This window comes from Klebsiella sp. EMBS2024 (assembly GCF_036233805.1).
In the GTDB taxonomy this organism is placed as follows: domain Bacteria; phylum Pseudomonadota; class Gammaproteobacteria; order Enterobacterales; family Enterobacteriaceae; genus Klebsiella; species Klebsiella pneumoniae.
The window spans coordinates 4,219,603-4,246,263 of sequence record NZ_JAZARW010000001.1; the positions used below are offsets into that span (position 1 = coordinate 4,219,603).

General features: G+C 60.8%; 19 protein-coding genes (1 of these 19 only partly in view). 9 read left to right on the forward strand and 10 right to left on the reverse strand.

Annotated elements, in window-relative coordinates; genetic code table 11:
• Nucleotides 1-10: 10 nt before the first annotated feature.
• The 3 genes from rsmJ to VZP09_RS19360 form a co-directional block, all read right to left on the reverse strand.
• The gene (gene rsmJ / locus VZP09_RS19350) at nt 11-763 is read right to left on the reverse strand and encodes a 16S rRNA (guanine(1516)-N(2))-methyltransferase RsmJ (RefSeq protein WP_004173956.1); all 753 of its coding nucleotides are present in this window, start codon (nt 761-763) and stop codon (nt 11-13) included.
• Between the two features lie 7 nt (nt 764-770).
• Entirely contained in the window at nt 771-2,813 is a 2,043-nt protein-coding gene (prlC, locus tag VZP09_RS19355) for an oligopeptidase A (RefSeq protein WP_328795347.1), read from the reverse strand.
• Between the two features lie 182 nt (nt 2,814-2,995).
• Nucleotides 2,996-4,267, reverse strand: a complete 1,272-nt coding sequence (locus VZP09_RS19360; protein WP_328795348.1) for an acid phosphatase — start codon at nt 4,265-4,267, stop codon at nt 2,996-2,998.
• Nucleotides 4,268-4,460: 193 nt separating this feature from the next.
• On the opposite strand from VZP09_RS19360, the gene VZP09_RS19365 reads away from it, so the two are divergent.
• Both VZP09_RS19365 and gorA read left to right on the forward strand, forming a co-directional pair.
• Complete coding sequence (locus tag VZP09_RS19365) at nt 4,461-5,303, forward strand: 23S rRNA (adenine(2030)-N(6))-methyltransferase RlmJ (protein WP_032415781.1); 843 nt, start codon at nt 4,461-4,463, stop codon at nt 5,301-5,303.
• A 72-nt stretch (nt 5,304-5,375) separates the two neighbouring features.
• On the forward strand, nt 5,376-6,728 hold the full coding sequence (gene gorA, locus VZP09_RS19370; RefSeq protein ID WP_328795349.1) for a glutathione-disulfide reductase: 1,353 nt from the start codon (nt 5,376-5,378) through the stop codon (nt 6,726-6,728).
• Nucleotides 6,729-6,781: 53 nt separating this feature from the next.
• Here gorA and VZP09_RS19375 read toward each other — a convergent pair whose 3' ends face one another.
• The gene (locus VZP09_RS19375; RefSeq protein ID WP_004173953.1) at nt 6,782-7,405 is read right to left on the reverse strand and encodes a glutathione S-transferase family protein; all 624 of its coding nucleotides are present in this window, start codon (nt 7,403-7,405) and stop codon (nt 6,782-6,784) included.
• Nucleotides 7,406-7,531: 126 nt separating this feature from the next.
• On the opposite strand from VZP09_RS19375, the gene VZP09_RS19380 reads away from it, so the two are divergent.
• The 3 genes from VZP09_RS19380 to VZP09_RS19390 all read left to right on the forward strand — a co-directional run bounded on the left by VZP09_RS19380 (nt 7,532) and on the right by VZP09_RS19390 (nt 11,172).
• Complete coding sequence (locus VZP09_RS19380; RefSeq protein WP_032415782.1) at nt 7,532-8,680, forward strand: iron-containing alcohol dehydrogenase; 1,149 nt, start codon at nt 7,532-7,534, stop codon at nt 8,678-8,680.
• A gap of 239 nt (nt 8,681-8,919) precedes the next feature.
• On the forward strand, nt 8,920-10,572 hold the full coding sequence (locus VZP09_RS19385; RefSeq protein ID WP_004150117.1) for an alpha,alpha-trehalase: 1,653 nt from the start codon (nt 8,920-8,922) through the stop codon (nt 10,570-10,572).
• Between the two features lie 66 nt (nt 10,573-10,638).
• On the forward strand, nt 10,639-11,172 hold the full coding sequence (locus tag VZP09_RS19390) for a GNAT family N-acetyltransferase (RefSeq protein ID WP_004901185.1): 534 nt from the start codon (nt 10,639-10,641) through the stop codon (nt 11,170-11,172).
• A 34-nt stretch (nt 11,173-11,206) separates the two neighbouring features.
• Here VZP09_RS19390 and VZP09_RS19395 read toward each other — a convergent pair whose 3' ends face one another.
• Complete coding sequence (locus tag VZP09_RS19395; RefSeq protein ID WP_002921336.1) at nt 11,207-11,965, reverse strand: SDR family NAD(P)-dependent oxidoreductase; 759 nt, start codon at nt 11,963-11,965, stop codon at nt 11,207-11,209.
• 119 nt (nt 11,966-12,084) lie between these two features.
• Between VZP09_RS19395 and VZP09_RS19400 the strand changes: the two genes are divergently transcribed.
• From VZP09_RS19400 to VZP09_RS19410, 3 genes are all read left to right on the forward strand, one after another.
• On the forward strand, nt 12,085-12,984 hold the full coding sequence (locus tag VZP09_RS19400; protein WP_004145179.1) for a LysR family transcriptional regulator: 900 nt from the start codon (nt 12,085-12,087) through the stop codon (nt 12,982-12,984).
• Nucleotides 12,985-13,090: 106 nt separating this feature from the next.
• Entirely contained in the window at nt 13,091-14,122 is a 1,032-nt protein-coding gene (gene yhjD, locus VZP09_RS19405) for an inner membrane protein YhjD (protein WP_002921337.1), read from the forward strand.
• A 271-nt stretch (nt 14,123-14,393) separates the two neighbouring features.
• On the forward strand, nt 14,394-15,716 hold the full coding sequence (locus VZP09_RS19410; RefSeq protein WP_004150118.1) for an MFS transporter: 1,323 nt from the start codon (nt 14,394-14,396) through the stop codon (nt 15,714-15,716).
• A 37-nt stretch (nt 15,717-15,753) separates the two neighbouring features.
• On the opposite strand, the gene VZP09_RS19415 is transcribed toward VZP09_RS19410, so the two are convergent.
• Nucleotides 15,754-17,805 (reverse strand): AsmA family protein, encoded by a 2,052-nt coding sequence (locus tag VZP09_RS19415; protein ID WP_328795350.1) that lies wholly within the window; start codon nt 17,803-17,805, stop codon nt 15,754-15,756.
• A gap of 194 nt (nt 17,806-17,999) precedes the next feature.
• On the opposite strand from VZP09_RS19415, the gene VZP09_RS19420 reads away from it, so the two are divergent.
• Complete coding sequence (locus VZP09_RS19420; RefSeq protein WP_002921434.1) at nt 18,000-18,929, forward strand: sugar kinase; 930 nt, start codon at nt 18,000-18,002, stop codon at nt 18,927-18,929.
• A gap of 54 nt (nt 18,930-18,983) precedes the next feature.
• Here the strand turns inward: VZP09_RS19420 and VZP09_RS19425 are convergent, their stop codons facing one another.
• The 4 genes from VZP09_RS19425 to bcsC form a co-directional block, all read right to left on the reverse strand.
• Nucleotides 18,984-20,486: a M16 family metallopeptidase gene (locus VZP09_RS19425; protein ID WP_002921436.1), complete on the reverse strand. Its 1,503-nt coding sequence runs from the start codon at nt 20,484-20,486 to the stop codon at nt 18,984-18,986.
• 219 nt (nt 20,487-20,705) lie between these two features.
• On the reverse strand, nt 20,706-21,992 hold the full coding sequence (locus tag VZP09_RS19430) for a dicarboxylate/amino acid:cation symporter (RefSeq protein WP_002921438.1): 1,287 nt from the start codon (nt 21,990-21,992) through the stop codon (nt 20,706-20,708).
• 156 nt (nt 21,993-22,148) lie between these two features.
• Entirely contained in the window at nt 22,149-24,155 is a 2,007-nt protein-coding gene (hmsP, locus tag VZP09_RS19435; RefSeq protein ID WP_019705040.1) for a biofilm formation regulator HmsP, read from the reverse strand.
• 242 nt (nt 24,156-24,397) lie between these two features.
• Nucleotides 24,398-26,661: the 3' portion of a cellulose synthase complex outer membrane protein BcsC gene (gene bcsC / locus VZP09_RS19440; RefSeq protein ID WP_328795351.1), read on the reverse strand. Its footprint extends 1,213 nt past the window's final position; the window shows 2,264 of its 3,477 coding nt (coding positions 1,214-3,477); its start codon lies off the right edge, out of view; the stop codon is at nt 24,398-24,400.

A 26,661-nucleotide genomic window follows, 5' to 3' on the forward strand; every position in this document is an offset into this window, starting at 1 on the left:
CGGCGAAAAATTACGCCGGCGTACCGGCGTAAATATCAAACCGATGTCCTTTGGTCACCACCGCGTTCGGCGTGGCGACATCCGCCAGCGGCGGCGCATAATCCGGGCGCTTGACTACCACTCGTTTGGTCGCCAACTGACGCGCTGGCGCCAACAGACCATCGGCGTCTAAATCCGGCCCCACCAGCGACTGAAAGACGCGCATCTCTTTCTTCACCAGCGCGCTTTTCTGCTTATGCGGGAACATCGGATCGAGGTAGACCACCTGCGGGCGCGGGGTGATATCGGTTAACGCCGTCAGGCTGGAGGCGTGGATCAGCTGCAGCCGCTCCTGCAGCCAGCCGCCGATTTCCGCGTCAGCATAGCCGCGCGCCAGGCCATCATCGAGCAGCGCGGCGACCACCGGATTACGCTCCAGCATCCGCACGCGACAGCCGACCGACGCCAGCACAAAGGCATCGCGTCCCAGCCCGGCCGTCGCATCGACGACATCCGGCAGGTAATCGCCTTTAATACCCACCGCTTTAGCCACCGCTTCGCCGCGGCCNCCGCCAAACTTGCGCCGGTGGGCCATCGCCCCGCCGACGAAATCGACGAAGATGCCGCCAAGCTTGGGCTCATCGCGCTTGCGTAGCTCCAGATGCTCCGTCGTCAGCGCCAGCGCCATCGGGTTATCGTCATCCTGCTCCAGCCCCCAGCGGGCGGCTAAAACAGATAAGGCGCCGTCACCGGCGCCTGTTTCATCAATTAAGCAGATCTTCACGTAGCAATCAGCCTTTGATCCCGTAATGCTCCAGCATCGCGTCCAGCTGCGGCTCACGCCCGCGGAAGCGTTTGAACAGCTCCATCGGCTCTTCGGAACCGCCGCGGCTCAGGATATTGTCGAGGAACGACTGACCGGTTTCACGGTTGAAAATCCCCTCTTCTTCGAAGCGTGAGAAGGCGTCTGCCGCCAGCACGTCGGCCCACAGGTAGCTGTAGTAGCCTGCCGCATAGCCGCCAGCGAAGATGTGGCTGAAGGCGTGCGGGAAGCGGCCCCAGGTCGGCCCCGGCACCACGGCGACCTGCTTTTTAATCTCGGCCAGGGTTTCAAGGATTTTCGCTCCCTGCTCCGGTTTGTACTCCGCATGCAGGCGGAAATCGAACAGGCCGAACTCCAGCTGGCGCAGAATAAACATCGCCGCCTGGTAGTTTTTCGCCGCCAGCATTTTCTCCAGCAGCTCCTGCGGCAGCGGTTCACCGGTTTCATAATGGCCGGAGATAAACGCCAGCGCTTCCGGCTCCCAGCACCAGTTCTCCATAAACTGGCTCGGCAGCTCGACCGCATCCCACGGCACCCCGCTGATGCCGGAAANCCCGGCGGTGTCGATGCGGGTCAGCATATGGTGCAGACCGTGGCCGAACTCGTGGAACAGGGTGATCACTTCGTCATGGGTGAACAGCGCCGGCTTGCCGTTGACCGGGCGGTTGAAGTTACAGGTCAGGTAGGCGACCGGCTTCTGCAGGGAACCATCCAGTTTACGCATCTGGCCGACGCAGTCGTCCATCCAGGCCCCCCCGCGCTTATGCTCGCGGGCATACAGGTCGAGATAGAAGCTGCCGCGCAGCTCGTTGTGTTCGTCATACAGCTCGAAGAAGCGCACTTCCGGATGCCACACATCGACATCGGTACGCTCTTTAGCGGTAATACCGTAAATGCGCTTAACCACTTCAAACAGGCCGCTAACGGCTTTGTTTTCCGGGAAATAGGGGCGCAGCTGCTCATCGCTGATGCTGTAGAGGTGCTGCTTCTGTTTTTCGCTGTAGTAGGCAATGTCCCACGGCTGCAGCTCATCGACGCCAAACTCGGCTTTGGCGAAGGCGCGCAGCTGGGCCAGCTCTTTTTCGCCCTGCGGACGGGCGCGTTTTGCCAGGTCGGTGAGGAAATCGAGCACCTGCTGCGGATCCTTCGCCATTTTGGTGGCGAGGGATTTATACGCATAGCTGTCAAAGCCCAACAGCTGCGCCAGCTCGTGACGCAGGGCGAGGATCTCCGCCATCACCGGGCTGTTATCCCATTTCCCGGCGTTCGGGCCCTGATCGGAGGCGCGGGTGGAATAGGCGCGATACATCTCTTCGCGCAGCGCCTGGTTATCGCAGTAGGTCATCACCGGCAGATAGCTCGGAATATCCAGGGTCAGCAGATACCCTTCCTGCTCTTTGGCCTGCGCCTGAGCCTGAGCGGCGGCCAGCGCGCTTTCCGGCATGCCGGCCAGATCAGCGACATCGGTCACCAGCTTGTTCCAGCCCATGGTGGCGTCGAGGACGTTGTTGCTGTACTGGTTGCCCAGCTCAGAGAGGCGCGCGGCGATTTCACCGTAGCGTTTCTGCGCCTCCGGCGGCAGGCCAATCCCGGATAATTCAAAATCGCGCAGCGCGTTATCAACCGCTTTTTTCTGCGCGGTATTCAGCGTGGCGTAGTTATCGCCATCGCGCAGGTCGCGATAGGCTTTATACAGGCCTTCATGCTGGCCGACCCAGGTGCTGTACTCGGAGAGCAGCGGCAGCGTCTGTTCGTAGGCCTCACGCAGTTCAGGGCTGTTTTTAACCGAATTCAGATGGCTGACAGGCGAGAAGATGCGTCCCAGCACATCGTCCACTTCCGCCAGCGGCTGGCAAAGATTTTCCCAGCTATACGGCGCGCCATGCGCCACCGCGCTTTCCACCGCGGCCCGGCAATCCTCCAGCGCTTTGGTGACCGCAGGGACCACGTGCTCTGGTTTGATCGCAGAAAAAGGCGGCAGGGAGAAAGGCGTCAATAATGGATTGGTCATATGCGCTGTCCTGTTGAAAAGGGTGAATGAAGCGCGCGTCCGGCGCTTATGCATGAGATCTAGAATGGGGGATAGTTGGGGGAATTTCAATGACGGGCGGTGCGTCAGCCTGGGTATTGCTGCGATAAGTCCGCCCGTTGCCGGAAAAGCGCGACACGCAGTGCAGCGTGCCGGAAACCACATTAATGCCTTTTTTGCGCCATCTCCCAGGCCGCCGACAGATTCAGCCGCTGCCAGAATTGCTGTTCGGGGGTGGCGCCGGATAGCGGGTAACCCGCCGGCAGCGCGGTGTTGACCATCAGCGCCCGACGCTGGGCCGCTGACAGATGCGGCAGGGCATCTTCCAGCAGCACTTCCGCCCCCTCCGGCACCTGTAAACGCGGCTGCGGACCCTTCTGCTGCGTCAGATCGTAGGTCATGGTGAAGCGAGAGAAATCACGCATCGCCGGATCGCGCCAGGGATCGTCTTTCACGCTGCTCTTCGCGCACTCGGCAAGCGATGTGCCGCAGGCCTTCGCCAGCGCGGCGCGCAGCTGATCGCGGGCTTCGTTAAATAATACCCGGTAGTGCGGATCGTTAAGATAGTGGGCCACGTTGCGCTCGGCCACCATTCGCGAGCCGATCACGTCCAGCGGGTAGTGGACGCCCAGCACGATGCGCGAGTAGCCATAGCGGGCGCCGCGCGCCACCAGCGCGTCGTAGCGCTCCGGGATCATCGCCGCCAGCAGCAGCGCATCGGTATAGCCGGTGTTGGTGTGGCCGCTGGGGAACGAGCCGCCGTCGGCGGTGTAGGGCTGGTTATCTTTCACCACCACATCGTCAGGCACCAGGTGAATGGTGTTGCCCTGCACCAGAAACGGCCGCGGATTGTTGAAGTGCTTTTTCGCCTCGCCGGTGCTGACCTCCGAGGCTTTGATCAACGCTGCCGCTTTCCCCAGCGCGCCCTGGTCATAGGCGGTCAGAAACGCTTTGCCAAGGCGTGGCCCCAGCGCGTCGCTGAGGAAGTAGAGGTAGCTAATGCCTTCCGCATCGGCCAGCGCCTGACGGCGCGTGGTCTGCACGGCGTCGCGATTGATGGCGGTCACCGTCGCCAGATTCTGCTTCACGACGGTCTCCGGCAGGGTGCTGAACGCCGACAGCAGCGCAATGCCCGCCTGCTGGTTGGCCCGGGTCTGGAAGTCATAGCCGCTGGCCTTCAGCCAGGCGGTATCGGCCTGAGTTTGGTTTTGTTTGGTGTGCGCCAGCCGATCGCGGGTCAGCGTGGCGGCATTCCCCTGCAGAGCGTGGCGTAGCTGCGTCAGCGCCTGTTGCTCAAGATCGTCATACGCCTGGCTGGAGGCAGCCGGCGTCACGCTATTGGCGAGGGCCGCCGCCCTGTTCAGCGGGATGTCTTTAGCCAGAACCGGTTGCGCCAGCAGCAGCGCGACGGCCAGCAGCGAGAGTTGCCTTTTCATTATTTTTCCTTTTATTCAAATAATTACCTTGCCTGTATCCGACGCTAGCGCGGCCGTNTGACGTTTTTATGACAGCGTTATGTTTTGCAACGCTTTTGGCAGAAATGAAACAGCGCGGCGGCGCAGCGGTAATCTCGGCCGATCTGCGGTAAACTATCGGTTAACTTGTTTACTTCCCGGAATCTCTGCATCCATGCTCAGTTATCGCCACAGCTTTCACGCAGGCAACCACGCCGACGTCCTCAAACACACCGTTCAGAGCCTGATCATTGAATCACTGAAAGAGAAAGAAAAACCGTTTCTCTACCTGGACACTCACGCCGGCGCGGGCCGCTATCAGCTGAGCGGCGAGCACGCCGAACGTACCGGCGAGTATCTTGAAGGCATCGCCCGCATCTGGCAGCAGGACGACCTGCCGGCGGAGCTGGAGCCGTATATTTCGGTAGTCGAACACTTCAACCGTAACGGCCAGCTGCGCTACTACCCGGGCTCGCCGCTGATTGCCCGCCAGCTGCTGCGCGAGCAGGACAGCCTGCAGATGACAGAGCTGCACCCGAGCGACTTCCCGCTGCTGCGCGCTGAATTCCAGAAAGACAGCCGCGCGCGCATCGATAAAGCCGATGGCTACCAGCAGCTGAAAGCCAAGCTGCCGCCGGTATCGCGCCGCGGTTTGATTCTGATCGACCCGCCGTACGAAATTAAAACCGACTATCAGGCGGTGGTCACCGGGATTAACGAAGGCTACAAACGCTTCGCCACCGGCACCTACGCCCTGTGGTACCCGGTGGTGCTGCGCGCGCAAATCAAACGCATGATCAAAGAGTTAGAAGCCACCGGCATCCGCAAAATCCTGCAGATTGAGCTGGCGGTGCGTCCGGACAGCGACCAGCGCGGCATGACCGCCTCCGGGATGATCGTCATCAACCCGCCGTGGAAGCTGGAGCAGCAGATGAATAACGTGCTGCCGTGGCTGCACAGCAAACTGGTTCCGACCGGCACCGGCCACGCCACCGTCAGCTGGATCGTACCGGAGTAATCGCAACCATCGGTGGAACCTTTTAAGCCTCGCGCTACAATCGCGGCAATCAACGATTAAGGACATATGGGCATGAGCAAACATTATGATTACCTCGCCATCGGCGGCGGTAGCGGCGGTATCGCCTCAATTAACCGCGCGGCCATGTACGGCCAGAAGTGCGCGCTGATTGAAGCCAAAGAGCTGGGCGGCACCTGCGTCAACGTCGGCTGCGTGCCGAAAAAGGTGATGTGGCATGCGGCGCAGATCCGCGAAGCGATTCATCTTTACGGCCCGGACTACGGTTTCGATACCACCATCAACCATTTTGACTGGGAGAAGCTGGTCGCCAGCCGTAGCGCCTATATCGACCGTATTCATACCTCTTACGACAACGTACTGGGTAAGAATAAAGTCGACGTGATCAAAGGCTTCGCGCGCTTTGTCGATGCCCACACCGTGGAAGTCAACGGCGAGATCATCACCGCTGACCATATCCTGATCGCCACCGGCGGCCGGCCGAGCCACCCGGATATTCCGGGCGTCGAATACGGTATTGATTCCGACGGTTTCTTCGAACTGCCGGCGCTGCCGAAGCGCGTGGCGGTGGTCGGCGCAGGCTATATCGCCGTTGAGCTGGCGGGGGTGATTAACGGCCTCGGCGCCGAAACCCACCTGTTCGTGCGTAAACACGCGCCGCTGCGCAGCTTCGATCCGCTGATCGTTGATACCCTGGTGGAAGTGATGAACGCCGAAGGCCCGCAGCTGCATACCAATGCGATCCCGAAAGCGGTGGTGAAGAATGCCGACGGCAGCCTGACGCTGGAGCTGGAAGATGGCCGCAGCCAGACCGTTGACTGCCTGATCTGGGCGATTGGCCGCGAACCGGCGACCGACAACTTCAATCTGGCGGCAACGGGCGTTAAAACCAACGATAAAGGCTACATCATCGTTGATAAATTCCAGAACACCAACGTGCCGGGCATCTACGCGGTGGGCGATAATACCGGCGCCGTTGAGCTGACGCCGGTCGCCGTGGCCGCAGGCCGACGTCTCTCCGAACGCCTGTTTAACAACAAACCGGAAGAGCATCTGGACTACAGCAACATCCCGACCGTGGTCTTCAGCCATCCGCCAATCGGCACCGTCGGCTTGACCGAGCCGCAGGCGCGCGAGCAGTACGGCGACGACGCCGTGAAGGTCTACAAATCTTCCTTCACCGCGATGTATACCGCCGTGACCTCTCACCGTCAGCCGTGCCGCATGAAGCTGGTGTGCGTCGGCCCGGAAGAGAAGATTGTCGGCATCCACGGCATCGGCTTCGGGATGGATGAGATGCTGCAGGGCTTTGCGGTGGCCCTGAAGATGGGCGCCACCAAAAAAGACTTCGACAACACCGTCGCCATTCACCCGACGGCGGCAGAAGAGTTCGTCACCATGCGCTAAGACGCGATCGCCGGATGATAAAAAGAAGCCCCCAGGGGCTTCTTTTTTTATGCTCAGGCCACGCCGTTATTGCCATGGCGCATAAACGCCGGGCGCTGATTGAGCGCCATATACCAGCGCTCCACGGCTGGCATCTCCGGATGGGCGAAAGGGGTCATTTTCCAGCGATGCACCGACAGCCCCAGCACGATATCGGCCAGGGTGAAGCGCTCGCCGGCTACCCACGCCCCGGTACGCTGCAGCTGCGCTTCAACAATGCGCACGCAGTGGGTCCAGGCGGCAATACTCTCTTTAATCGCCACCGGATCCTGAAAGCGCGGATCTTTACGCACCAGCCCCATAAAAGCATGGCGCCAGGCAGTGTTAAACTCGGTCGCCTGCCAGTCCATCCAGTGCTCCACCTCGGCGGCGGGCTGCGGCTCGGCGGGCAGCAGATCCCAGCGCTCCGCTTTGCGCGCCAGATAGCGGCAGATACTGTTCGACTCCCAGAGCACGAAGTCATCGTCCAGTAACACCGGCACCAGGCTGTTAGGATTCAGACGCTGAAACTCAGGCGTATCCAGGGGCTTAAATCCGCTGCCGTAATCTTCCTGCTGGTACGCCAGCCCGGCTTCCTCGCAGGTCCACAACACTTTCCGTACATTGATTGAAGAGCGTTTACCCAGAATTGTTAGCATCGTCAGCGATTCCTCAGCCATAAAAGACAGTTCATTCACTCTACTCTATTGCCAGCCAGCAACAAGGCAGAGCGCTGGATAATGTGTATAGTTGATTCCAGCCTGTTTGCCGAAAAGGAACCCGACATGTTGACCCCTTTTACCGTTTTGATGCCTGCAAATATTCGTTTTGGCCGTGGTCAGGCCGAGAGCGCCGCCCCCTGGCTGGCGCAACAGGGCGGCCCAATCCTGCTGGTGCATGGCGCCAGCCCGCAGCGGGCGGCGTTTCTCCGCCAGCAGCTGGAGGCGCTGCAGCTTGCGGTCACGACGCTGGCGATAAGTCGCGAACCCTGGCTTAGCGATATCGAGCAGGGCGTCCAGCTGGCGCGCGAGAAAGGGATCAGAGCGGTGGTCAGCCTCGGCGGCGGCGCGGTGATTGACGCCGGTAAGGCGATTGCGGCGCTGGTCCCCGCCGTTGGCCCGGTGATCGACTATCTGGAGGTGGTGGGAACGGGCCGTCAGCTGGAAGCCAGTCCCCTGCCGTTCGTGGCGATCCCCACCACCGCTGGCACGGGCGCGGAGGTCACCAAAAATGCGGTGATCAACGTTCCGGAACAGCAGCGGAAAGTGAGCCTGCGCGACGACCGAATGCTGCCTGACCTGGCGATTGTCGACCCGGCGCTAACCGACAACGCGCCGCGGAGCATCACCCTGAGCTCCGGCCTCGACGCCCTGACCCAGGTGATCGAGCCCTGGCTCTGCAGCCGGGCCACTCCCTTCACCGATGCTCTCTGCCAGCAGGCGATCCCGCGGGGAATTCGCGCGCTAAAAATCCTGATGGAACAAGAGTGTCCGGCCAGCCGCGACGAGATGGCCTGGGTCAGCCTGTGCGGCGGACTGGCGCTGGCGAACGCCGGGCTGGGGGTGATCCACGGCCTCGCCGGCCCGCTGGGCGGCCTGAGCCGCGCCTCGCACGGCGCCCTATGCGGCAGTTTGTTGCCGTTTGGCCTGGCGCTCAATGAGTCGCAGATCAACGACCCTGGCCTGCGCCAGCGCGTTAACGATGTCCGCCGCTGGCTGGCCGACGGGCTGGACGTCCCTGTGGATCAGGTCTGGGACAGTCTGCGGGAATGGAGCCATCGCGCTGGCCTTGGCACCCTGCGCGACCTCGGCGTAGCGCGCGATGCGCTGGAACCGGCGGCGCTGGCCGCCAGCACCTCCTCATCGATGAAGGCCAACCCGGTCAGCCTGAGCGGCGAACAGCTGCTGGAGATGCTGGAGGCGGCGTGGGAGTGAGCGCCCCGGGATAAAATTTTGTTGCATAATGAATGCTCCGAATTTCATCTGCGCCAGGATGTACAATTTTTAATTACTTATCAACAGCGTACTTTGAAATGGCAGCTTTTCTTCTCGGCGGAAAAGCGTGATCTCACGCACAGTTTGCTTCACACTCACCGAAGCGACTGTCTACGCTTAATAGACAAGGCCGGGTATGCCCGGCCCCGAACTCACGCTATCCGGAGGTCCGTATCGCTATGTTCAGCCAGAAATTACGCCACGTTGAAGACGACGAGTTAAGGATCGACATCGATCCCTGCTACGAAGCCGATCCGTACGAATTAAAGCTGGATGAGATGATAGACGCTGAACCGGAGCCTGAGGTGATCGAGGGGCTTCCGGCGTCCGATGCCCTCACCCCGGCGGATCGCTATCTTGAGCTGTTTACCAACGTGCAGAAATCACGCATTTTCGCGGACAGCAAAACCTTCCCCGACTGCGCACCGAAACACGATCCGCTGGACATCCTGCGGAACTACCGCAAGGTCAAACGCCAGCCCGACTTCGATCTGCGGCAGTTCGTTGAGGACAACTTCTGGCTGCCGGAGAGCCAGAGCGACATCTATATCTCCGACCCCAGCCTGACCCTGAAAGAACACATCGACAAGCTGTGGCCGGTGCTGACCCGCGAGCCTCAGGATCATATCCCGTGGTCATCGCTACTGGCGCTGCCGCAGGCCTACATCGTGCCCGGCGGTCGCTTTAGCGAAACCTATTACTGGGACTCTTATTTCACCATGCTGGGGCTGGCGGAGAGCGGCCGGGAAGATTTGCTGAAATGCATGGCCGATAACTTTGCCTGGCTGATTGAAACCTACGGCCACATTCCGAACGGCAACCGCACCTACTACCTCAGCCGCTCGCAGCCGCCGGTGTTCGCCCTGATGGTCGAACTCTTTGAAGAGGATGGTGTGCGTGGCGCGAAGCGCTATCTGGACCATCTGAAGATGGAGCACGCCTTCTGGATGGACGGGGCCGAGTCGTTGATCCCGCACCAGGCGTATCGCCACGTGGTGCGTATGCCGGATGGCTCCCTGCTCAATCGCTACTGGGACGACCGTGACACGCCGCGGGATGAGTCGTGGCGCGAAGACGTGGAGACCGCCCGACACTCCGGGCGGCCCGCCAATGAAGTGTACCGCGACCTGCGGGCGGGCGCCGCGTCCGGCTGGGACTACTCCAGCCGCTGGCTGCGGGATATCACGCGGCTGGCCAGCATCCGCACGACGCAGTTTATCCCCATCGACCTGAACGCCTTCCTGTTCAAGCTGGAGACGACCATTGCCAACCTCTCCGGCCTGAAGGGCGATCGCGAGACGGAGACGGCCTTCCGCCAGAAGGCCCAGGATCGGCGGGCGGCGGTCAACCGCTATCTGTGGGATGATGAGAACGGCTGTTTCCGCGATTATGACTGGCGCCGTGAACAGCTGGCGCTGTTTTCCGCAGCCAGTATCGTCACCCTTTACGTCGGCCTGGCGACCCACGAACAGGCAGAACGCCTTGCCGATGCGGTGCGGGCCCGCCTGCTCACCCCCGGGGGGATCATGGCCACCGAATACGAAAGCGGTGAGCAGTGGGATAAACCCAACGGCTGGGCGCCGCTGCAGTGGATGGCGATCCAGGGATTTAAACGTTACGGCCAGGATCCGCTGGGAGATGAGATTGCCTGGAGCTGGCTGCAGACGGTCAACCACTTTTACAAGCAGCATCACAAGCTGATTGAAAAATACCATATTGCCACCGGCGTCCCCCATGAGGGCGGCGGCGGGGAGTATCCCCTGCAGGATGGCTTTGGCTGGACCAACGGCGTGGTGCGCCGACTGATTGGCCTGTACGGTGAGCCAACCTAGTCGGGCTGTTCCCGGCGGCTTTCTCCTGCTATGTTCAGAGGATTCGCCCTGCCCGGAACGACGCTTATGCCTGAACTTCTGACGCCGCGCCTGCGCTGCTCACCGCTGCAGCTGGACGACTGGTCGTTTTTTCTTTCCCTGCAGCAGGATCCGCAGGTCATGCTCTACGTCGCCGATCCCCGACCGCAGGCGGCCATCCGCGAGGCGTTCGATTCGCGGCTGCCGCCGTGGACGCCCGGGGATGAACACTGGCTGTGCCTGGTGGTGCGCGACAGGCTGACCCATACCCCGCTCGGCCTGACCGGTTACCAGCATCATCAGCGCGACATTGCCGAGGTTGGCTTTCTCTTCGCCCCGGCGGCGCAGGGTCGGGGCTACGGCTACGAATCGCTGCGCGCGCTGTGCGACTACGCCTTTACCACCGGCGGCGTCCGCCGCCTGACCGCCAGCGTCACCGCCGGCAACGAGACGTCTAAGCAGTTACTGCTCAAAGCCGGCTTCCGGCTGGAGGGGGAGCTGCGGGAAAACTACTGGCTCAACGGACGCTGGCACAACGACTGGCTGTTCGGTCGGCTGCGTGGGGAGGGCGATGCGCCGTAGCGCACCGCCGGTCACAGGCTGGGGGCAGTCAGGATCAGAGGAACATCCCGCCCGAGACTTCCACACGCTGCGCGTTCATCCACGCCAGCTCATCGCTGAGCAGGGCGGCGATGGCGTCGCCGATATCATCCGGCAGCCCAACGCGCCCCAGCGCAGTCTGGGCGGCGATATGCCGATTCACCTCGGCGTTATCGCGCACCTCCCCGCCGCCAAAGTCGGTCTCAATGGCCCCCGGCGCGATGATGTTCACCGATATCCCCCGTCCGCCCAGCTCTTTCGCCTGATAGCGGGTCAGAACCTCCATCGCCCCCTTCATCGCGGCGTAGGCCGCATAGCCCGGCAGGGCAAAGCGCGCCAGGCCGCTGGAGACATTGAGGATACGCCCCCCATCCTGCAGGAGAGGCAGCAGACGCTGGGTCAGGAAAAACGGCCCTTTGAACTGGATATTCATCAGCTCGTCAAACTGCGCTTCGCTGGTCTCGGCGAAGGGCGCGTTGAGTCCGATCCCGGCATTGTTCAGTAAATAATCAAAGGTTGTGCGTCCCCACTTCTGCGCCAGCACCTGCGCCACCTCGCTGGCGAATGCGTCAAATGTTGTGGAATCGCCGACGTTCAGCGCTAATGCTGCCGCTTTGACCCCTTTTTGCTCTATTTCCGCCACCACGTCGAGGGCCGCCTGGCGGTTGCTGTGATAGGTCAAAAGAATATCGGTTCCCTTTGCCGCCAGCTTCAACGCGGCGTTTTTACCCAGACCGCGGCTGCCGCCGGTCACTAAAGCGATACGTTGTGTCATCAGAAGNCCCCTTTCAGGTTGCGTTGTGATTGTGTTGTAGCTTATTAACTGCTCATGCAACAATAAATACGCTATATTTCGTTTTACTGTTTCAGTAACAACAACAATAGGCGATCGGCATGGATAAAATTCATGCAATGCAGTTATTCATTCGCGTAGCGGATCTGGAGAGCTTCTCCCGCGCCGCCGAGACCCTGGCGCTACCTAAGGGTAGCGTCTCGCGACAGATTCAGGCCCTGGAAAGCCATCTTGGCGTGCGGCTCCTGCACCGCACCACCCGCCGGGTCCAGCTCACCCAGGATGGGATGGTCTACTACGAGCGGGCGAAAGATCTGCTGAGCAACCTCGACGAACTGGACGGCATGTTCCAGCACGATCCGGCGAGCATCAGCGGCCGGCTGCGGGTGGATATGCCGGTCGGTTTTGCTAAAAAAATGGTGATCCCGCATCTGCCGACTTTTTTACAGCAGTATCCGGGCATCGAACTGGAGCTGAGCAGCAGCGATCGGCTGGTGGACGTGATCCGCGAGGGGTTTGACTGCGTGGTGCGCGTCGGCGCGCTCAAAGACTCAGGGCTGATTGCCCGCCCGCTGGGCAAGCTGACGCAAATTAACTGCGCCAGCCCGGACTATCTGGCGCGTTTTGGCTATCCGCAATCCCTGGAGGATCTGGCGGATCATGCCCTGATCCACTACGCCAGCACCCTCGGGGTCCGTCCCCCCGGCTTTGAGGTAATGATCGACGGCGCGGTGCGCTGGGTAAAAACCGGCGGCATATTGACGGTCAACAGTACGGAAACCTATCAGGCAGCCTGTATCGCCGGGCTGGGGATTATTCAGGTGCCACGCACCGGCGTGCGCGAGGCGTTACGCGCCGGCGACCTGATTGAGATCCTGCCCCAGTACCGCGCCGAGCCGCTGCCGGTCTCGCTGATCTACCCGCACCGGCGCAATCTCTCCCGCCGGGTAAATCTGTTTATGGAGTGGCTGGGCGGACTGATGAAAGCGTATGTCGATTGAGCGGCGCGGCTGGAAAACGGGCGGCGGGGAGAGGCATTCCTGCAGGATACGGCATTTAAGGTATACTTTTTGCTGAATCTCGCTGTAAAAAAGGAAGAAATTACGTATGACGCCGGAAAACGACGATCGACGCCCGCCACAGGAACCGGATACGCAGCCGGAGAAAAGCAAAAGCACGCTCGAGGCCCTTAATGACACCGCCGTCGGGCAAAAAGCCAGCCAGGCGCTGAAGACCGTCACCGGAACGGCGGCCAAAGTGCAGCGCAACCCGGTGATCGCCCATCTGTTGCGCGCCGCAGAGCGCTTCAATGACCGGCTCGGCAATCAGTTTGGGGCAGCTATCACCTATTTCTCGTTCCTGTCGATGATCCCGATCCTGATGGTCTCCTTTGCCGCCGCCGGCTTCGTGCTGGCCTGGCACCCAACCCTGCTGCAGGACATTTTCGACAAAATTCTGCAAAACGTCAGCGACCCAACGCTGGCGGCAACGTTGAAAAACACCATCAACACCGCGGTGCAACAGCGCACCGCCGTCGGTCTGGTCGGCCTGCTGGTCGCCCTCTATTCCGGTATTAACTGGATGGGCAACCTGCGCGAAGCGATCCGCGCTCAATCGCGCGACGTCTGGGAGCGCCGGCCGCAGGACGAGGAGAAAATCTGGGTAAAGTACTTCCGCGATCTTATCTCGCTGATCGGTCTGCTGGTGGCGCTGATTATTACGCTGTCGATCACCTCCGTCGCCGGCTCCGCCCAGCAGATGATTATCTCCGCGCTGTATCTCGACAACATTGAATGGCTGAAACCCGCCTGGCGGCTAATCGGCCTCGCCATCTCGATTTTTGCCAACTATCTGCTCTTTTTCTGGATTTTCTGGCGCCTGCCGCGCCATCGTCCGCGGCGCAAGGCCCTGTTTCGCGGCACGCTTATCGCGGCGATTGGCTTTGAAATCATAAAAATCGTCATGACCTGGACGCTGCCGGCGCTGGTGAAATCCCCCTCCGGGGCGGCGTTCGGATCGGTGCTGGGGCTGATGGCCTTTTTCTATTTCTTCGCCCGCCTGACGCTATTCTGCGCCGCGTGGATCGCCACCGCGGAGTATAAAGACGACCGGCGGATGCCGGGCAAAACCCACCGCTGAGGTATTGCGAGGATGAATAAAAGAGGCAAAATTCATCCTCGCGCTTGATTTCAGCAGATAAATCCAGCATGTAACTTTTATTTAACTCAAAACTGGTTTTATTCTCTATCTTTTTAATTGTGTGAAGCATTTCATAGAACTATTTTTACTGGTGTAAAAATTATCCGCTTTTTGCCTCTTTTTTGCCCATTTCCCGCGTTTGTTACAGATTGAAATGTCCCTGTGGCTGTGGCTATATGGCTTTTCGTTCGCGCAAAAATAAGAAAGATCTATGCAAGCCACAGCCACCACTCTCGAAAACACGCAGGAAACCGCCCCGGTCAACTCACGCAACAAGGTTGTTGTCGCCTCGCTCATTGGCACCGCCATTGAGTTTTTCGACTTCTACATCTATGCCACCGCCGCGGTCATCGTCTTCCCGCATATCTTTTTCCCGCAGGGCGATGCCGCTGCGGCCACCCTGCAGTCGCTGGCCACCTTCGCCATCGCCTTCGTCGCCCGGCCGATCGGCTCCGCGCTGTTTGGCCACTTCGGCGATCGCGTCGGCCGGAAGGTCACCCTCGTGGCCTCGCTGTTAACCATGGGGATCTCCACCGTGGTGATCGGCCTGCTGCCCGGCTATGAAAGCATTGGCATTGTCGCGCCGATGCTGCTGGCGCTGGCGCGTTTCGGTCAGGGCCTTGGCCTCGGCGGGGAATGGGGCGGCGCAGCGCTGCTGGCTACGGAAAACGCCCCGGCGCGCAAGCGCGCCCTGTACGGCTCCTTCCCACAGCTGGGCGCGCCGATCGGCTTCTTCTTCGCCAACGGCACCTTCCTGCTGCTCTCCTGGCTGCTGACCGACCAGCAGTTTATGGAGTGGGGCTGGCGCGTGCCGTTTATCTTCTCCGCGGTGCTGGTGATCATCGGTCTGTATGTTCGCGTCTCGCTGCATGAGACCCCGGTCTTCGCCAAAGTAGCGGCGGCGAAAAAACAGGTCAAAATCCCGCTGGGTACCCTGTTGACCAAACACGTCCGGGTGACGGTGCTGGGCACCTTCATCATGCTGGCCACCTATACCCTGTTCTACATCATGACCGTCTACTCGATGACCTTCAGCACCGGCGCGGCGCCGAATGGCCTGGGTCTGCCGCGTAACGAAGTGCTGTGGATGCTGATGATGGCGGTNATTGGCTTTGGCGTAATGGTGCCTGTCGCCGGCCTGCTGGCGGACGCTTTTGGTCGTCGCAAGAGCATGATTATCATCACCACGATGATTATTTTGTTCGCCCTGTTCGCCTTTAAACCGCTGCTGGGCTCCGGCAATCCGCTGCTGGTCTTCGCCTTCCTGCTGCTGGGCTTAAGCCTGATGGGATTGACCTTTGGCCCGATGGGCGCGCTGCTCCCGGAGCTGTTCCCGACGGAAGTGCGCTACACCGGCGCGTCGTTCTCCTATAACGTGTCGTCGATCCTCGGCGCTTCGGTCGCGCCGTACATTGCCGCCTGGCTGCAGGGTAACTACGGTCTCGCGGCGGTCGGCACCTATCTGGCGGCGATGGCGGCGCTGACGCTGATCGCCCTGCTGCTGACCCACGAGACCCGCCACCAGTCGTTGTGATCCTTCGCCCTGACGCCCCCGGCGTCAGGGCTCTCCTCTACTTTTTCATCTGCGACAAAATGGTCCGACACTGGTTGCTATCGCCCTCCGCCGGGGAGATCAGCGCCAGCAGCGCGGCGGCCGGCGTCACCAGGGTTGCCAGCGCCGCCGCTACCGCGCCGCGGACAATCAGCGGCCCGGCCTTCACCCCCGCCTGCGGCGATTTAAAGGTGCCCCGGACATACAGCGGGGAACGCAGGGTGATTACCCGAAAGCCTTTGCTTTCCGGATCGATGGTCAGGTCCAGCTGCTCGGAGGCGAAGCTGGCGGTCCCGGTCACATTGATCAGCGCGTTTTCTGTATCGAAGGCAAAAATCTGCGGCCGGGCGACGCCATTGGTTACGTCGATATTGGCCGCGGCGCAGTTTACCCGAACCTCCTCATCGCCAAAAATCTGGCCGATCAGGTAGTTACCGACGTTAAGACCGAGGATTTCCATCAGGTTGCGACTGATCAGTCCGTCGTTCATCAGCAGCTTCAGGTTACCGTTGCTGTTGCCGAGCAGGGCCGCCACCGAGTTGCCGCTGCCGCGCAGCTGGACGTCGCCATTCATCTCGCCGAGGGTTTTCTGCATCATCTCGACGTTTGGCATCAGCGCCTTCAGCTTCAGGCGTCGCGCCTGCAGATTGGCCTCACCCTGCAGCGGCTTTTTATCGCCCTGCAGGTGTACGCTGCCGGCAATCGACCCGTTGGCCAGGCCAAAGCGCACCGGCTGCAGGCGCAGGACACCATCCTCCAGAATCACATGGGTCGACAGATCGCTGATCGGCAGGGTGCCGCCGTGCTCAATTCTCCGGCCCTTAAAGCGCACATCGGCATCCATCACCTGCCACTTGTCGGTTTCAAAGCGGTCCGCCGGCAGCACTTTACCCGCCGGCTGCGGCCGGTCCCCCGCCTGGCGCGAAGCGCTTTTCTTCGTCCCTTTGCCGGAATCGACGCCGATTAATGGCCCGAGGTCCGCCAGACGCAGCTGCTTCGACTCCATATCGCCGCTGAGTTTCGGCCGCGGCTTGCCGGTGGTGTAGGTCAGGGAGCCATGAATGTCGCTATCGCCGATTCGGCCGTTAAAATTCTGATAGTTAAAGCGCATGCGGTTTTTTTGCGTAAAGTCGGCACGCAGGCGGCCGTCGGTGGAGAATGACGGCGTCTCCGGCAGCAGCACGCCGGTCAGGTCGTAGAGATCGCGCAGCGAGTCGCCGGCGAATTTTAGCCGCAGGTCAATGCCGCCGACGTTGAGCGGGTCGCTGACCGTGCCGCTGAACGCTACCCGGGTGTTACCGGAGTGGAAGTCGCCCTGCAATGGGAAGGGGGCGCTTGCGCTGCGCAGGGCCAGCATGCCGCCGATTTTCCCGTTGCCGGTGACCGGCTGGCCCTTGTAGCGGCCCTTCAGCGACAGACCAAAGACATAGTCGCCTGGTTTCGCCGCGCTATGGCGATCCTTTGTGCCGGTCACTTCGCTGAACGGCAGCGGTTTGCCGAGGGGATCGACGAGGATGGTGATATCGCTGCGGGTGATCTTGTCGTCAATGGCGATAGTCCCGCGATCAAAGAGAATATTATCGAGGCGAAAGGACCAGCTGGAGGGCGCGCTGTCGCCCGAAGTACGCTTATCGCCCGCCAGCTGAAAGGTCCAGTTATTGTTGTCTTCCGCCAGGCGGATCAACCGTACGTCGGGCTGCTCCAGCTTGATCCACGGCAGGTACACCGTTTTGCTCAGCAGCGCCAGCGGGGCAAGGGTCGCCTCCACCCGCGGCAGATGGATCATGGTCACCTGGGGAATGGCCGGCGGGTTGCCCAGCACGATATCCTCCGCGTGTACGTGGGGCCACGGGATCCAGCTGCGCCAGCCGCGCTCGTCCGGCTGCCGCTCCCAGACCACGCCGAGATCGCCGCGGATGGCGAACGGGCGGTTAAGTTCGGCGGACACTTTCTGATTGATCGTCGGCTTCAGCCGGTTCCAGTCAAAGGTGGCCAGCACGATAAAGAAAAGAACGATCAGCAATAGTATCGTTCCTGTGATGATAACCAACGTTTTACGGGTTCTGCTCATCCCTACTCCGCTCCTTTTGCATCACGTCAGTCCTGAATATAGTCAAAAAGCGGCGTTTATCCTGGAAATGCGCTTTTCGTCACATTACGCGCGTCAGGTCAAAAAAATAATGGAACGATGTTTTAATATGATTGACCAGCAAAACAGCGCAGCGCACACTAGCGCTTATATCGATTCCATTGCAGGTTCTGGCTATGTCTAAAAAAATTGCCGTTATTGGCGAATGCATGATTGAGCTGTCAGAGAAAAACGGGGCCGTTAACCGCGGCTTTGGCGGCGATACCTTAAACACCTCGGTCTATATCGCGCGGCAGACGGATGCCAGCGCATTGAGCGTCCACTACGTCACCGCCCTGGGAACCGATGCGTTCAGCCAGCAGATGCTCGACAGCTGGCAACAGGAAAACGTCAACACCGATCTTATCCAGCGGATGGCCGACCGCCTGCCGGGGCTGTATTACATTGAAACCGATGACACCGGCGAGCGCACCTTCTACTACTGGCGCAACGAGGCGGCGGCAAAGTTCTGGCTGGAGAGCGATCGCGCGGCGGCGATTTGCGAAGAGCTGGCCACTTTCGACTATCTCTATCTGAGCGGCATCAGTCTCGCCATTCTCAGCCCGGCCAGCCGCGACAAGCTGTTCACGCTGCTGCGTGAGTGCCGCGCCAACGGCGGCAAGGTGATCTTCGACAACAACTATCGTCCGCGCCTGTGGGCCAGCCAGGCGGAAACGCAGCAGGTCTATCAGGAGATGCTCGCCTGCACCGATATCGCGTTTCTGACCCTCGATGATGAAGACGCGCTGTGGGGAGAAAAACCGGTTGCTGAGGTGATCGCCCGCACCCACGCCGCCGGCGTGGAAGAGGTGGTGGTGAAGCGCGGCGCGGATGCCTGCCTGGTCTCGGTTAGCGGGCAACCGCTGCGGGAAGTGCCGGCCGTCAGGCTGGCCAAAGAGAAGGTGGTGGATACCACCGCCGCCGGAGACTCCTTCAGCGCCGGCTACCTGGCCGTTCGCCTTACCGGCGGCGATGCCGAATCCGCCGCCAGACGCGGACACCTGACCGCCAGCACGGTGATCCAGTATCGCGGGGCGATCATCCCGCGGGAAGCGATGCCGCAGTAATTCTCCGCACAAAGCGCTCTCCGGCCACCGCTGGCGCGCCGGAGAGGCGTTAGGTTACTGCCCCGGCGGGATGTCGCTGGCCTCGCTGTGGGCGTCAACCGTATCGGCGCTGCCGCTAGCCGCCGTGGCCGCCGGATTCGGCGCCATCAGTTTTTCCCAGGTGGCCTGCAGCTCCTTCATATTGTATTCCGGTTCGCCCTTCGGCTGTTGCAGCACCAGCGCCATGTCCTGCGAGAGCTGCTGGCGCAGATACTGGTTCAGCATGTCCACCGTCAGGGAGTTGAGGAACTCCTGACGCAGCTTCTGGTACTGCTCCGGCGCGATGTCCACCACCTGATTCTGCAGGGAGCGCATGCGCTGGCTCATCAGAATGTCGGTGTCAGTGCGCGCATAGGTGGCAAACAGCTTCTGCAGCTCGAGGCTTTTCTGAGCGATAAGCGCGTCAAACTCCTCCTGAGGCAGGCCGTTGTCCCGCACTTTCGCCAGCTCGCGCGAAACCACGCTCAGGTTGTTGTTCAGGCGCTCGCCCGGGGAATCGATGTTGATGGCGCACTGCGCGCGCTGATATAGCACCCGGCAGTCAAAGCCAAGGCCAATATCCTTCACGTTATTTTTGCTCAGGCTCTGCTGCACGTGCCAGAACAGCGCTTCACGGGCGAGATCGTCACGCCAGTAGCGCTGCAGCGCCGCGGAGTCGCGGATCGGCTGCCATGGCGCATCCCACATGATGGACAGTTTGTCCTGACGCACCGCGTTGGTCATGATGCTGACCGGCACGGTAGGCAGCGGCGATAAGGTCGGCACCGCTGCGGGGGTTTCCCGCTTGCCCTTCAGATCGCCAAAGGTCTTATTGATTTGCTCGGCAACGCTGCGGCTGTCGACATTCCCCACCACGATCAGCGTCATGGCGTCGGGGGTGTACCATTTTTGATAAAAGTCTTTCAGCTGCGCCACGTCGATCGGCTGCTTCAGCGGCGCGGCGGGGTCATGGCCCAGCATGGTGGACCCTTTCAGGCGATAGCGCCACCAACCCTCTTTGGTATCCAGTGGCCAGGTCGCCACCATGTCGCTGCCCTGCAGCGCATGATTGATCGATTCAGGCGTAATGGCCAGTTTACCGCTGGCGTCCGCCAGCCAGCTCAGCGCCTCTTTCAACAGATCGTTGCGGTTATTGGGCAGGCTGAGATTAAACATCGTGTAATCGTAGGAGACGATGGCCGGCGGCAGAGGACGCTTCGGGTCAATACTCTGCTGCCATAAAGAGCGCGCCTGCATCGTCGGCAGGCTGCCGCTTTGCGTCAACGCCAGGCGGGGAATAAAGCGGCTGAAACCGCTCTGCTGAGTGCTTTCGCTCAGCGAGCCAATATTGACGGACAAACGGACTTCGATACGGTCGCTGGGACGTTGCGGCGTGGCCAATACCTGCCACGACAAACCATTCGCTAAGGTCCCTTGTTGCCAGGCCGGATCAGGCTGGAGCGCTTCTGCCTGCACATAACCGGCCGCCGCTACCATCAGCAAACCGCCCGTTAAGAGTTTAATTGTTGTGCCCTGCATGTGAACCCCTGATGAACATTCCTGGTTACAACAGCACCCCACTGACGGGCTGCCGAAAAAAGTGAGAGTGAAATACGTCGGTTAGACCACACGGAGACGAAAATGTCGCATGACAACGTAAAATAATCATTTCGTGTCATTCCCGCCGGGCGGGAATGACCTCTAATTATGCGCAGGAGGCCGTACTCCAGCAAGGGAGTACGGGCCTAAGAGGAGGATTTAAGAGGATAATTCGTGCGTTTTGTTCGCCGGAACACGGTTATTCAGAACGTCATCCATCTGTTTGGCATCCAGTTCTTTCACCCATTTCGCCACCACCACCGTGGCAACGCCGTTACCCACCAGGTTAGTCAGCGCGCGGGCTTCGGACATAAAGCGGTCGATACCGAGGATCAGCGCCAGACCAGCCACCGGTAAATGACCGACGGCCGAGATGGTCGCCGCCAGCACGATGAAGCCGCTGCCGGTCACCCCTGCCGCCCCTTTCGAGGAGAGCAGCAGCACCACCAGCAGGGTGATCTGATGGAAAATATCCATATGGCTGTTGGTCGCCTGGGCGATAAAGACTGCGGCCATCGTCAGATAGATAGAGGTGCCATCGAGGTTGAACGAATAGCCGGTCGGGATCACCAGGCCCACCACCGATTTGCGGCAGCCCAGCTTCTCCATCTTGTCGAGCATTCTCGGCAGCGCCGATTCTGATGAGGAGGTCCCCAGCACAATCAGCAGCTCTTCCCGGATATAGCGGATAAATTTGAAGATGCTGAAGCCGGTGGCCCGGGCGATGCTCCCCAGCACCACCACCACGAACAGGATACAAGTGATATAGAAGCAGATAATCAGCTGCCCCAGCTGCACCAGGGTGCCGACGCCATATTTACCGATGGTAAAGGCCATGGCTCCGAAGGCGCCGATCGGCGCCAGGCGCATGATCATATTGATAATGCCGAAGATAACCTGGGAGAAGCTTTCAATGACGTTGAAAATCAGCTGGCCCTTGCTGCCCAGACGGTGCAGGGCAAAACCAAACAGGACGGCGAACAGCAGAACCTGCAGAATGTTGCCGCTGGCGAAGGCGCCAATGACGCTGCCCGGGATCACATCCAGTAAAAAGGCCACTACCCCTTGATCTTTAGCCTGCTCAGCGTACACCGCCACCGCTTTCGCATCGAGCGTCGACGGGTCGACGTTCATCCCGGCGCCCGGCTGCACCACGTTGACGATAATCAGACCGATAATCAGCGCGATGGTGCTGACAACTTCGAAATAGAGCAACGCCACCGCCCCGGTACGGCCAACGGCTTTCATGCTTTCCATCCCGGCGATCCCCGTCACGACGGTACAGAAGATAACCGGAGCAATCACCATTTTAATCAGCTTAACGAAGGCGTCGCCAAAGGGTTTCATTTGCGCGCCCAGTTCCGGGTAAAAATGGCCCAGCAGAATACCGATCGCTATGGCCGTCAGCACCTGGACATAGAGGCTTTTAAAGATAGAGGTTTTCATAGGGTNTCCTTTGGGAATAACCACAGATCAAGAAGGGATATTTGACGTCTGTGGCTTAAAAATAACACCCTGGAAACATTTCAGAAATAACTAACGCCGAAAGTGCAACGCAATTGTTAAAATCTTTGAGCTGACTCGCACAAGTCAACAAAACATTTACAAATTTTCATCCTCCCGGGCCGGGGAGAGATAGCGCGCGCTGAATGCCTCCTGCGGCAAAGCGCAACCGAACAGATGGCCCTGGAGCACCTCGACGCCCGCGGCTTGCAACCAGCGGTACTGGGCGTCGTTCTCCACCCCTTCCGCCACGATACGCAGCGACAGGCCGCGCGCGAGCTGGATCATCGCCGGCACCATGCTGACATCCTCCGGCAGCATATCGATGAATACCTTATCGATTTTCAGAATATCCACCGGCAGAGCTTTCATCTGCTGCAGCTGGTGCAACCCGGCATAACCCATGCCAAAATCATCCAGCGCAATCTGCACCCCGGCCTCGCGCAGCGGTCGCAACCGGGCCATCACATCCTGCGGATCGTCCATCCGGCAGCTCTCCGTCACCTCGAGGATGAGGGTGCCCGGGGCGATGCGGTAGCGGGCGATCAGCTTCAGCATCTCCTCGCCGCGGTCATGCTCCAGCAGCTGGAGCAGCGAAACATTGACCGACAGCGGCAGCATAATCCCCTGGCTTTGCCAGGCCGCCAGCTGGCGGCAGGCCTCTTCCATTACCCAGTAGCCGACCGGGATAATCAGCCCGCAGGATTCAATGCGCTCAATCAGCGCCGGCGGTAGCGACCAGCTGCCATCCGCCTGCCGCTGGCGCAGCAGTACCTCGGCGCCGCAGATCTCGCCGCTGGCGCAGGCCACCTGCGGCTGCAGCCAGATCGCGAACTGCTGGTTATCGAGCGCGGTCATAATGTCGTGCTCTTCCATCAGGCGGCGCTGAGCCTTTTCCATCTGCTCGGGATCGAAGAACTCGATCTGGTTTTTGCCTTTACGTCGTGCGGTGACAGCGGCCGACACCGCGCGCCGGTAAAACTGCTCGGCGCTGAGCCCGGCGTGGAACATGGCGATCCCGACGCTGGCGTAGGGCCGCAGCTGCAGCCCATGCAGCGGTAAACGCTCATTAATAATAGTGAGCACTTGCTTACTTAACGTTACCGCCTGCCACGGTTCGGCGAGGCCATCGGCGAGAATCGCGAAGTCATACCCGCTCACCTGAGCCAGCACCATCTGCGGCGGGATCGCGGCCCGCAGCTTCTCCACCAGCGTCAGGAGCAGCATTTCGCGCTGACTCTCCTTGAGGACCCCGGCGGCGTCCTGCAGGGTTTCACAGGCGACGACGATCAGCGCGGCGCTCTGCGGGCGGGCCACCGTCTGCTCCAGCATCGCCAGCAAAAAGGCTTTATTCGGCAGCTCGGAGACCGGGAAGCGGGTCGACTGGATGGACAGCTCATCATGCTGGCGGACCAGGCTCTGCTGGTTGCGGTTATAGCTACGCACCAGCATACCGATCTCGTCGTCATGGTGCAGGCGCGGGAGGGTCAGCTGATGGCCAAGACGCTCCTGCTGGGAGAGATCGTTCAGCTCGCGGGCGATACGCCGCAGAGGGCGAACCATCAGCCGGTTGATGCACCAGGTGAGCGCCACCGTCAGCATCAGCACCAGAAGTAAGTAAGCAGTCACTAACGTAGCAAGGGCGCTCATGACGAATTTATACATGCGATAGGAGTCGGCCTGCAGCACCAGATAGGCCAGCGGCTGCGGGTTGGCCGGCCGCTCCAGCGAATAAATGGGCAGCGAAATCTGCACCGGCAGTTCAAACAGCCGGGTGACGGTTACCGGCACCGGCCGCTCGGGGATAAATCGCATCCGCAGCGCCTGGAACTGGTTCGGCAATACCACATCCGCCCGGCTGACGATGCCAGCAGGCTGGATACGGCTTAAAATGGCTTCCGCTTCCGGAATATCGGCTTTCAGAATAGCCGCAGACAGCGGTTCGCGAACGGATCGCGCGATACTTTCTAACTGCGTGGCCGTGGTAAAGCGACTCTGTTGCACAAAGTGAAACAGCAAAATAGTACAAAAAACCAATACAAAGGCCATGGACACGCTCGCGACCATCGCCATCTGTTTGATTGTAAGTGAACGGCTGACGCGCAACGGTGTTCTCCACTGATACTGAATACATACCCGGTATCAATCCTTCAATCCCGGTCGTTTCAGGCTGATTATATANTTAAATNCTTCGCCCACGCCCGCGAGGGATGAAGTGACGGGATATTTCCGCGCGGNGGCGCGGACGCCGGGATACATCCCCGACGGCCAACGGTGGGCAACGCCTCACGAGTATACGCGAAGCGCGTCGCGGAGTGGCGCTCTGTAACGTAATTCAGCCTATTCTGCTACCAGTCGGCGTAGGGCACCAGCGGCTGGGGCGGCATATCCAGATCCCCCTGCCAGCCGGCCGCCGAGTAGCGGACGTAAAGCAGCGCATGGCTCGGGGTGTAATCCTTCGCCTGCTGAATATCGACCGCGGCGCCGACGAACCAGTTGCTGGTCACCCGCCGCTCCACCAGCGCTCTGGCGGTGTAACCGAATCCATGGCTGCTGCTCCCCTCCTCCGTCAGCTCGCTGGCGCGCTGCCGGTAGTCGGACGGGATCAGGTTCAGCAGCGGATAGCGGGCTTGCGTCTGGGTGCGCGAATGGGACCATGACACCGACCCGCCGAGCTCCCAGGACCAGTTCTCGGTGCGCTGACGCCAGGTCACCGGCACGGCGAACGAGAGATACTCCTGTGGGCTGTAATAGCCGCCCTGGCCGAGGGTGTAGCCGCTGAGATCTTTGTCGTAGTGCCAGATCATATTGTTGAGGCCGACGGTGACGCGACGATTATTCTCGTTGATGACCTTGTAGTAGTACCCGGTCATCCAGCGCACGCGCCAGTTATCCGCCACGTTTTTACCGGTCAGCGAGTCGGCGCCCAGCGAGGACCAGATGCCGTGAGCCTCCCCGCGATCGTAGCTCAGGCTCAGGCCGCCGCCGTCGGCGCGGACGCCGCCCCAGGTGGCGCCGGTATGGCTGCTGCTGTCCTTCTGCCCGCCAAAGGAGAGCAGCGAGCTGGAGATAGGCCGCCGGTGGACGTTGACCGTGTACCCCACCGGCCCGACGTCGCTGCTGTAGCTCAGCCCCCCCACCACATCGACGACATTGAAGCCCATCGGCGTGGTGCCGATATCCCCGCTCCAGGTGTCATTCTTCCAGCCGACCGCTACGCTGGCCCCGCTGTCGGTCTGATTTTTACTGCCGCTGGTACAGGCGATCTCCCCGCAGGTGCCCCAGCTGGGCGAGTAGCTCCCGTCGCTGTGGGTGGAAAAGCTGCCGGCATCCATATTGACCAGATCGGTGCGAAAGAACATCCGGCCATCCGCCAGCGGAGCATCCACCTGCAGCATGGTGGTATGCGCCTTCAGGTCGGAATAGCCGCCGGTGCCGCTGGAACCCCAGAAGTCATGTTCCAGGGTGACGTTCAGATCCTGCTGACGATAAAGGTCGGCGGCATCGCTGCGGATCCCACGCTTCAGCCAGTCATCATGGCTGTCGTTGCGCGTCAGCCGCGTAAAAGTATCGTTATCCTGCGGCTGCGCGGGGGTAATGCCGGAGGCCACCATCGCTTCCCGGTAGTGCGTCAGCGCCTGCTGCGGCGCCCCGCTCTGGGTGGCAAAGCGCGCGACATCGCGCAGCACCAGCGCGCTCTCCATCGAGGGCGGCTGCGCCTTCGCCTGCGGCACAATCTGATTAAAAATCCGTTGCGCGTCAGCGGTATCGCCAAGGCCAGCTCGCGCCAGCGCCACCCGCCGCTGCATGTTCATGGATTCGGTCTCTGCGCCTTTCAGCTGCATGACCTGCGCCCGGGCGGCCGGTTTATCGCCCTCGGCCAGGTAGACTTCCGCAAGGCCGAGGCGCGCATCGCCGTTGTCGGCCTCCTGACGCAGCACCCGCTGATAGTCGGCAATCGCCGTCTGGCTGTCGCCGCGCTGCTGCGCCCAGTCGGCCAGCGTCAGATCATAGCGCACCGAGGCGGGCTGCCGTTTGATGAGGGCGATCGCCTGCGCTTCGTCGCCGCTGTCGCGCAGCTGGTTGGCCTGGCGCAGCACCCGGTCGCTTTGCAGGCGCGCTTCGAGTTCACGAATGTTATCCGTCCACGCGCTGCGCGGCAGAGCGGCGATTTGCGCCAGAGCCAGATCGTCCTGGTCGTTCCCCGACAGGTAGAGTCCCGAGGCGTAGACCCGTTCGGCGTCCTGCGGCTGGCGGTTGACCATCGTCCGCATCAGCGCGTCGGCCTCCTGGCGTTCGCCAGCGCTGACCAGATCCCGCGCCAGACGGTAGGTTATCCAGACGCTGTCCGGATCCAGCGCCAGGCGCCGACGCTGAACTTCCGCCGCCTGCGCCCAGTTGCCCTGGCTCTCCAGAGCCTGCGCCTGTTTCTCCAGCCGGTCGTTAGTCAGGCTGCGCTCAATATCATCGATACTGCGCCGCTGAGCGGGAGGGAGGCCGGCGATCCAGGCGCTGGCTTTCTCCGGCGATTCGGCGCGATAGAGGTTGGCCAGGCCGCGCACCGCCAGGTTATTGCCGCGATCCAGGCGCAACGCCTGCTGGTAATAGCGCT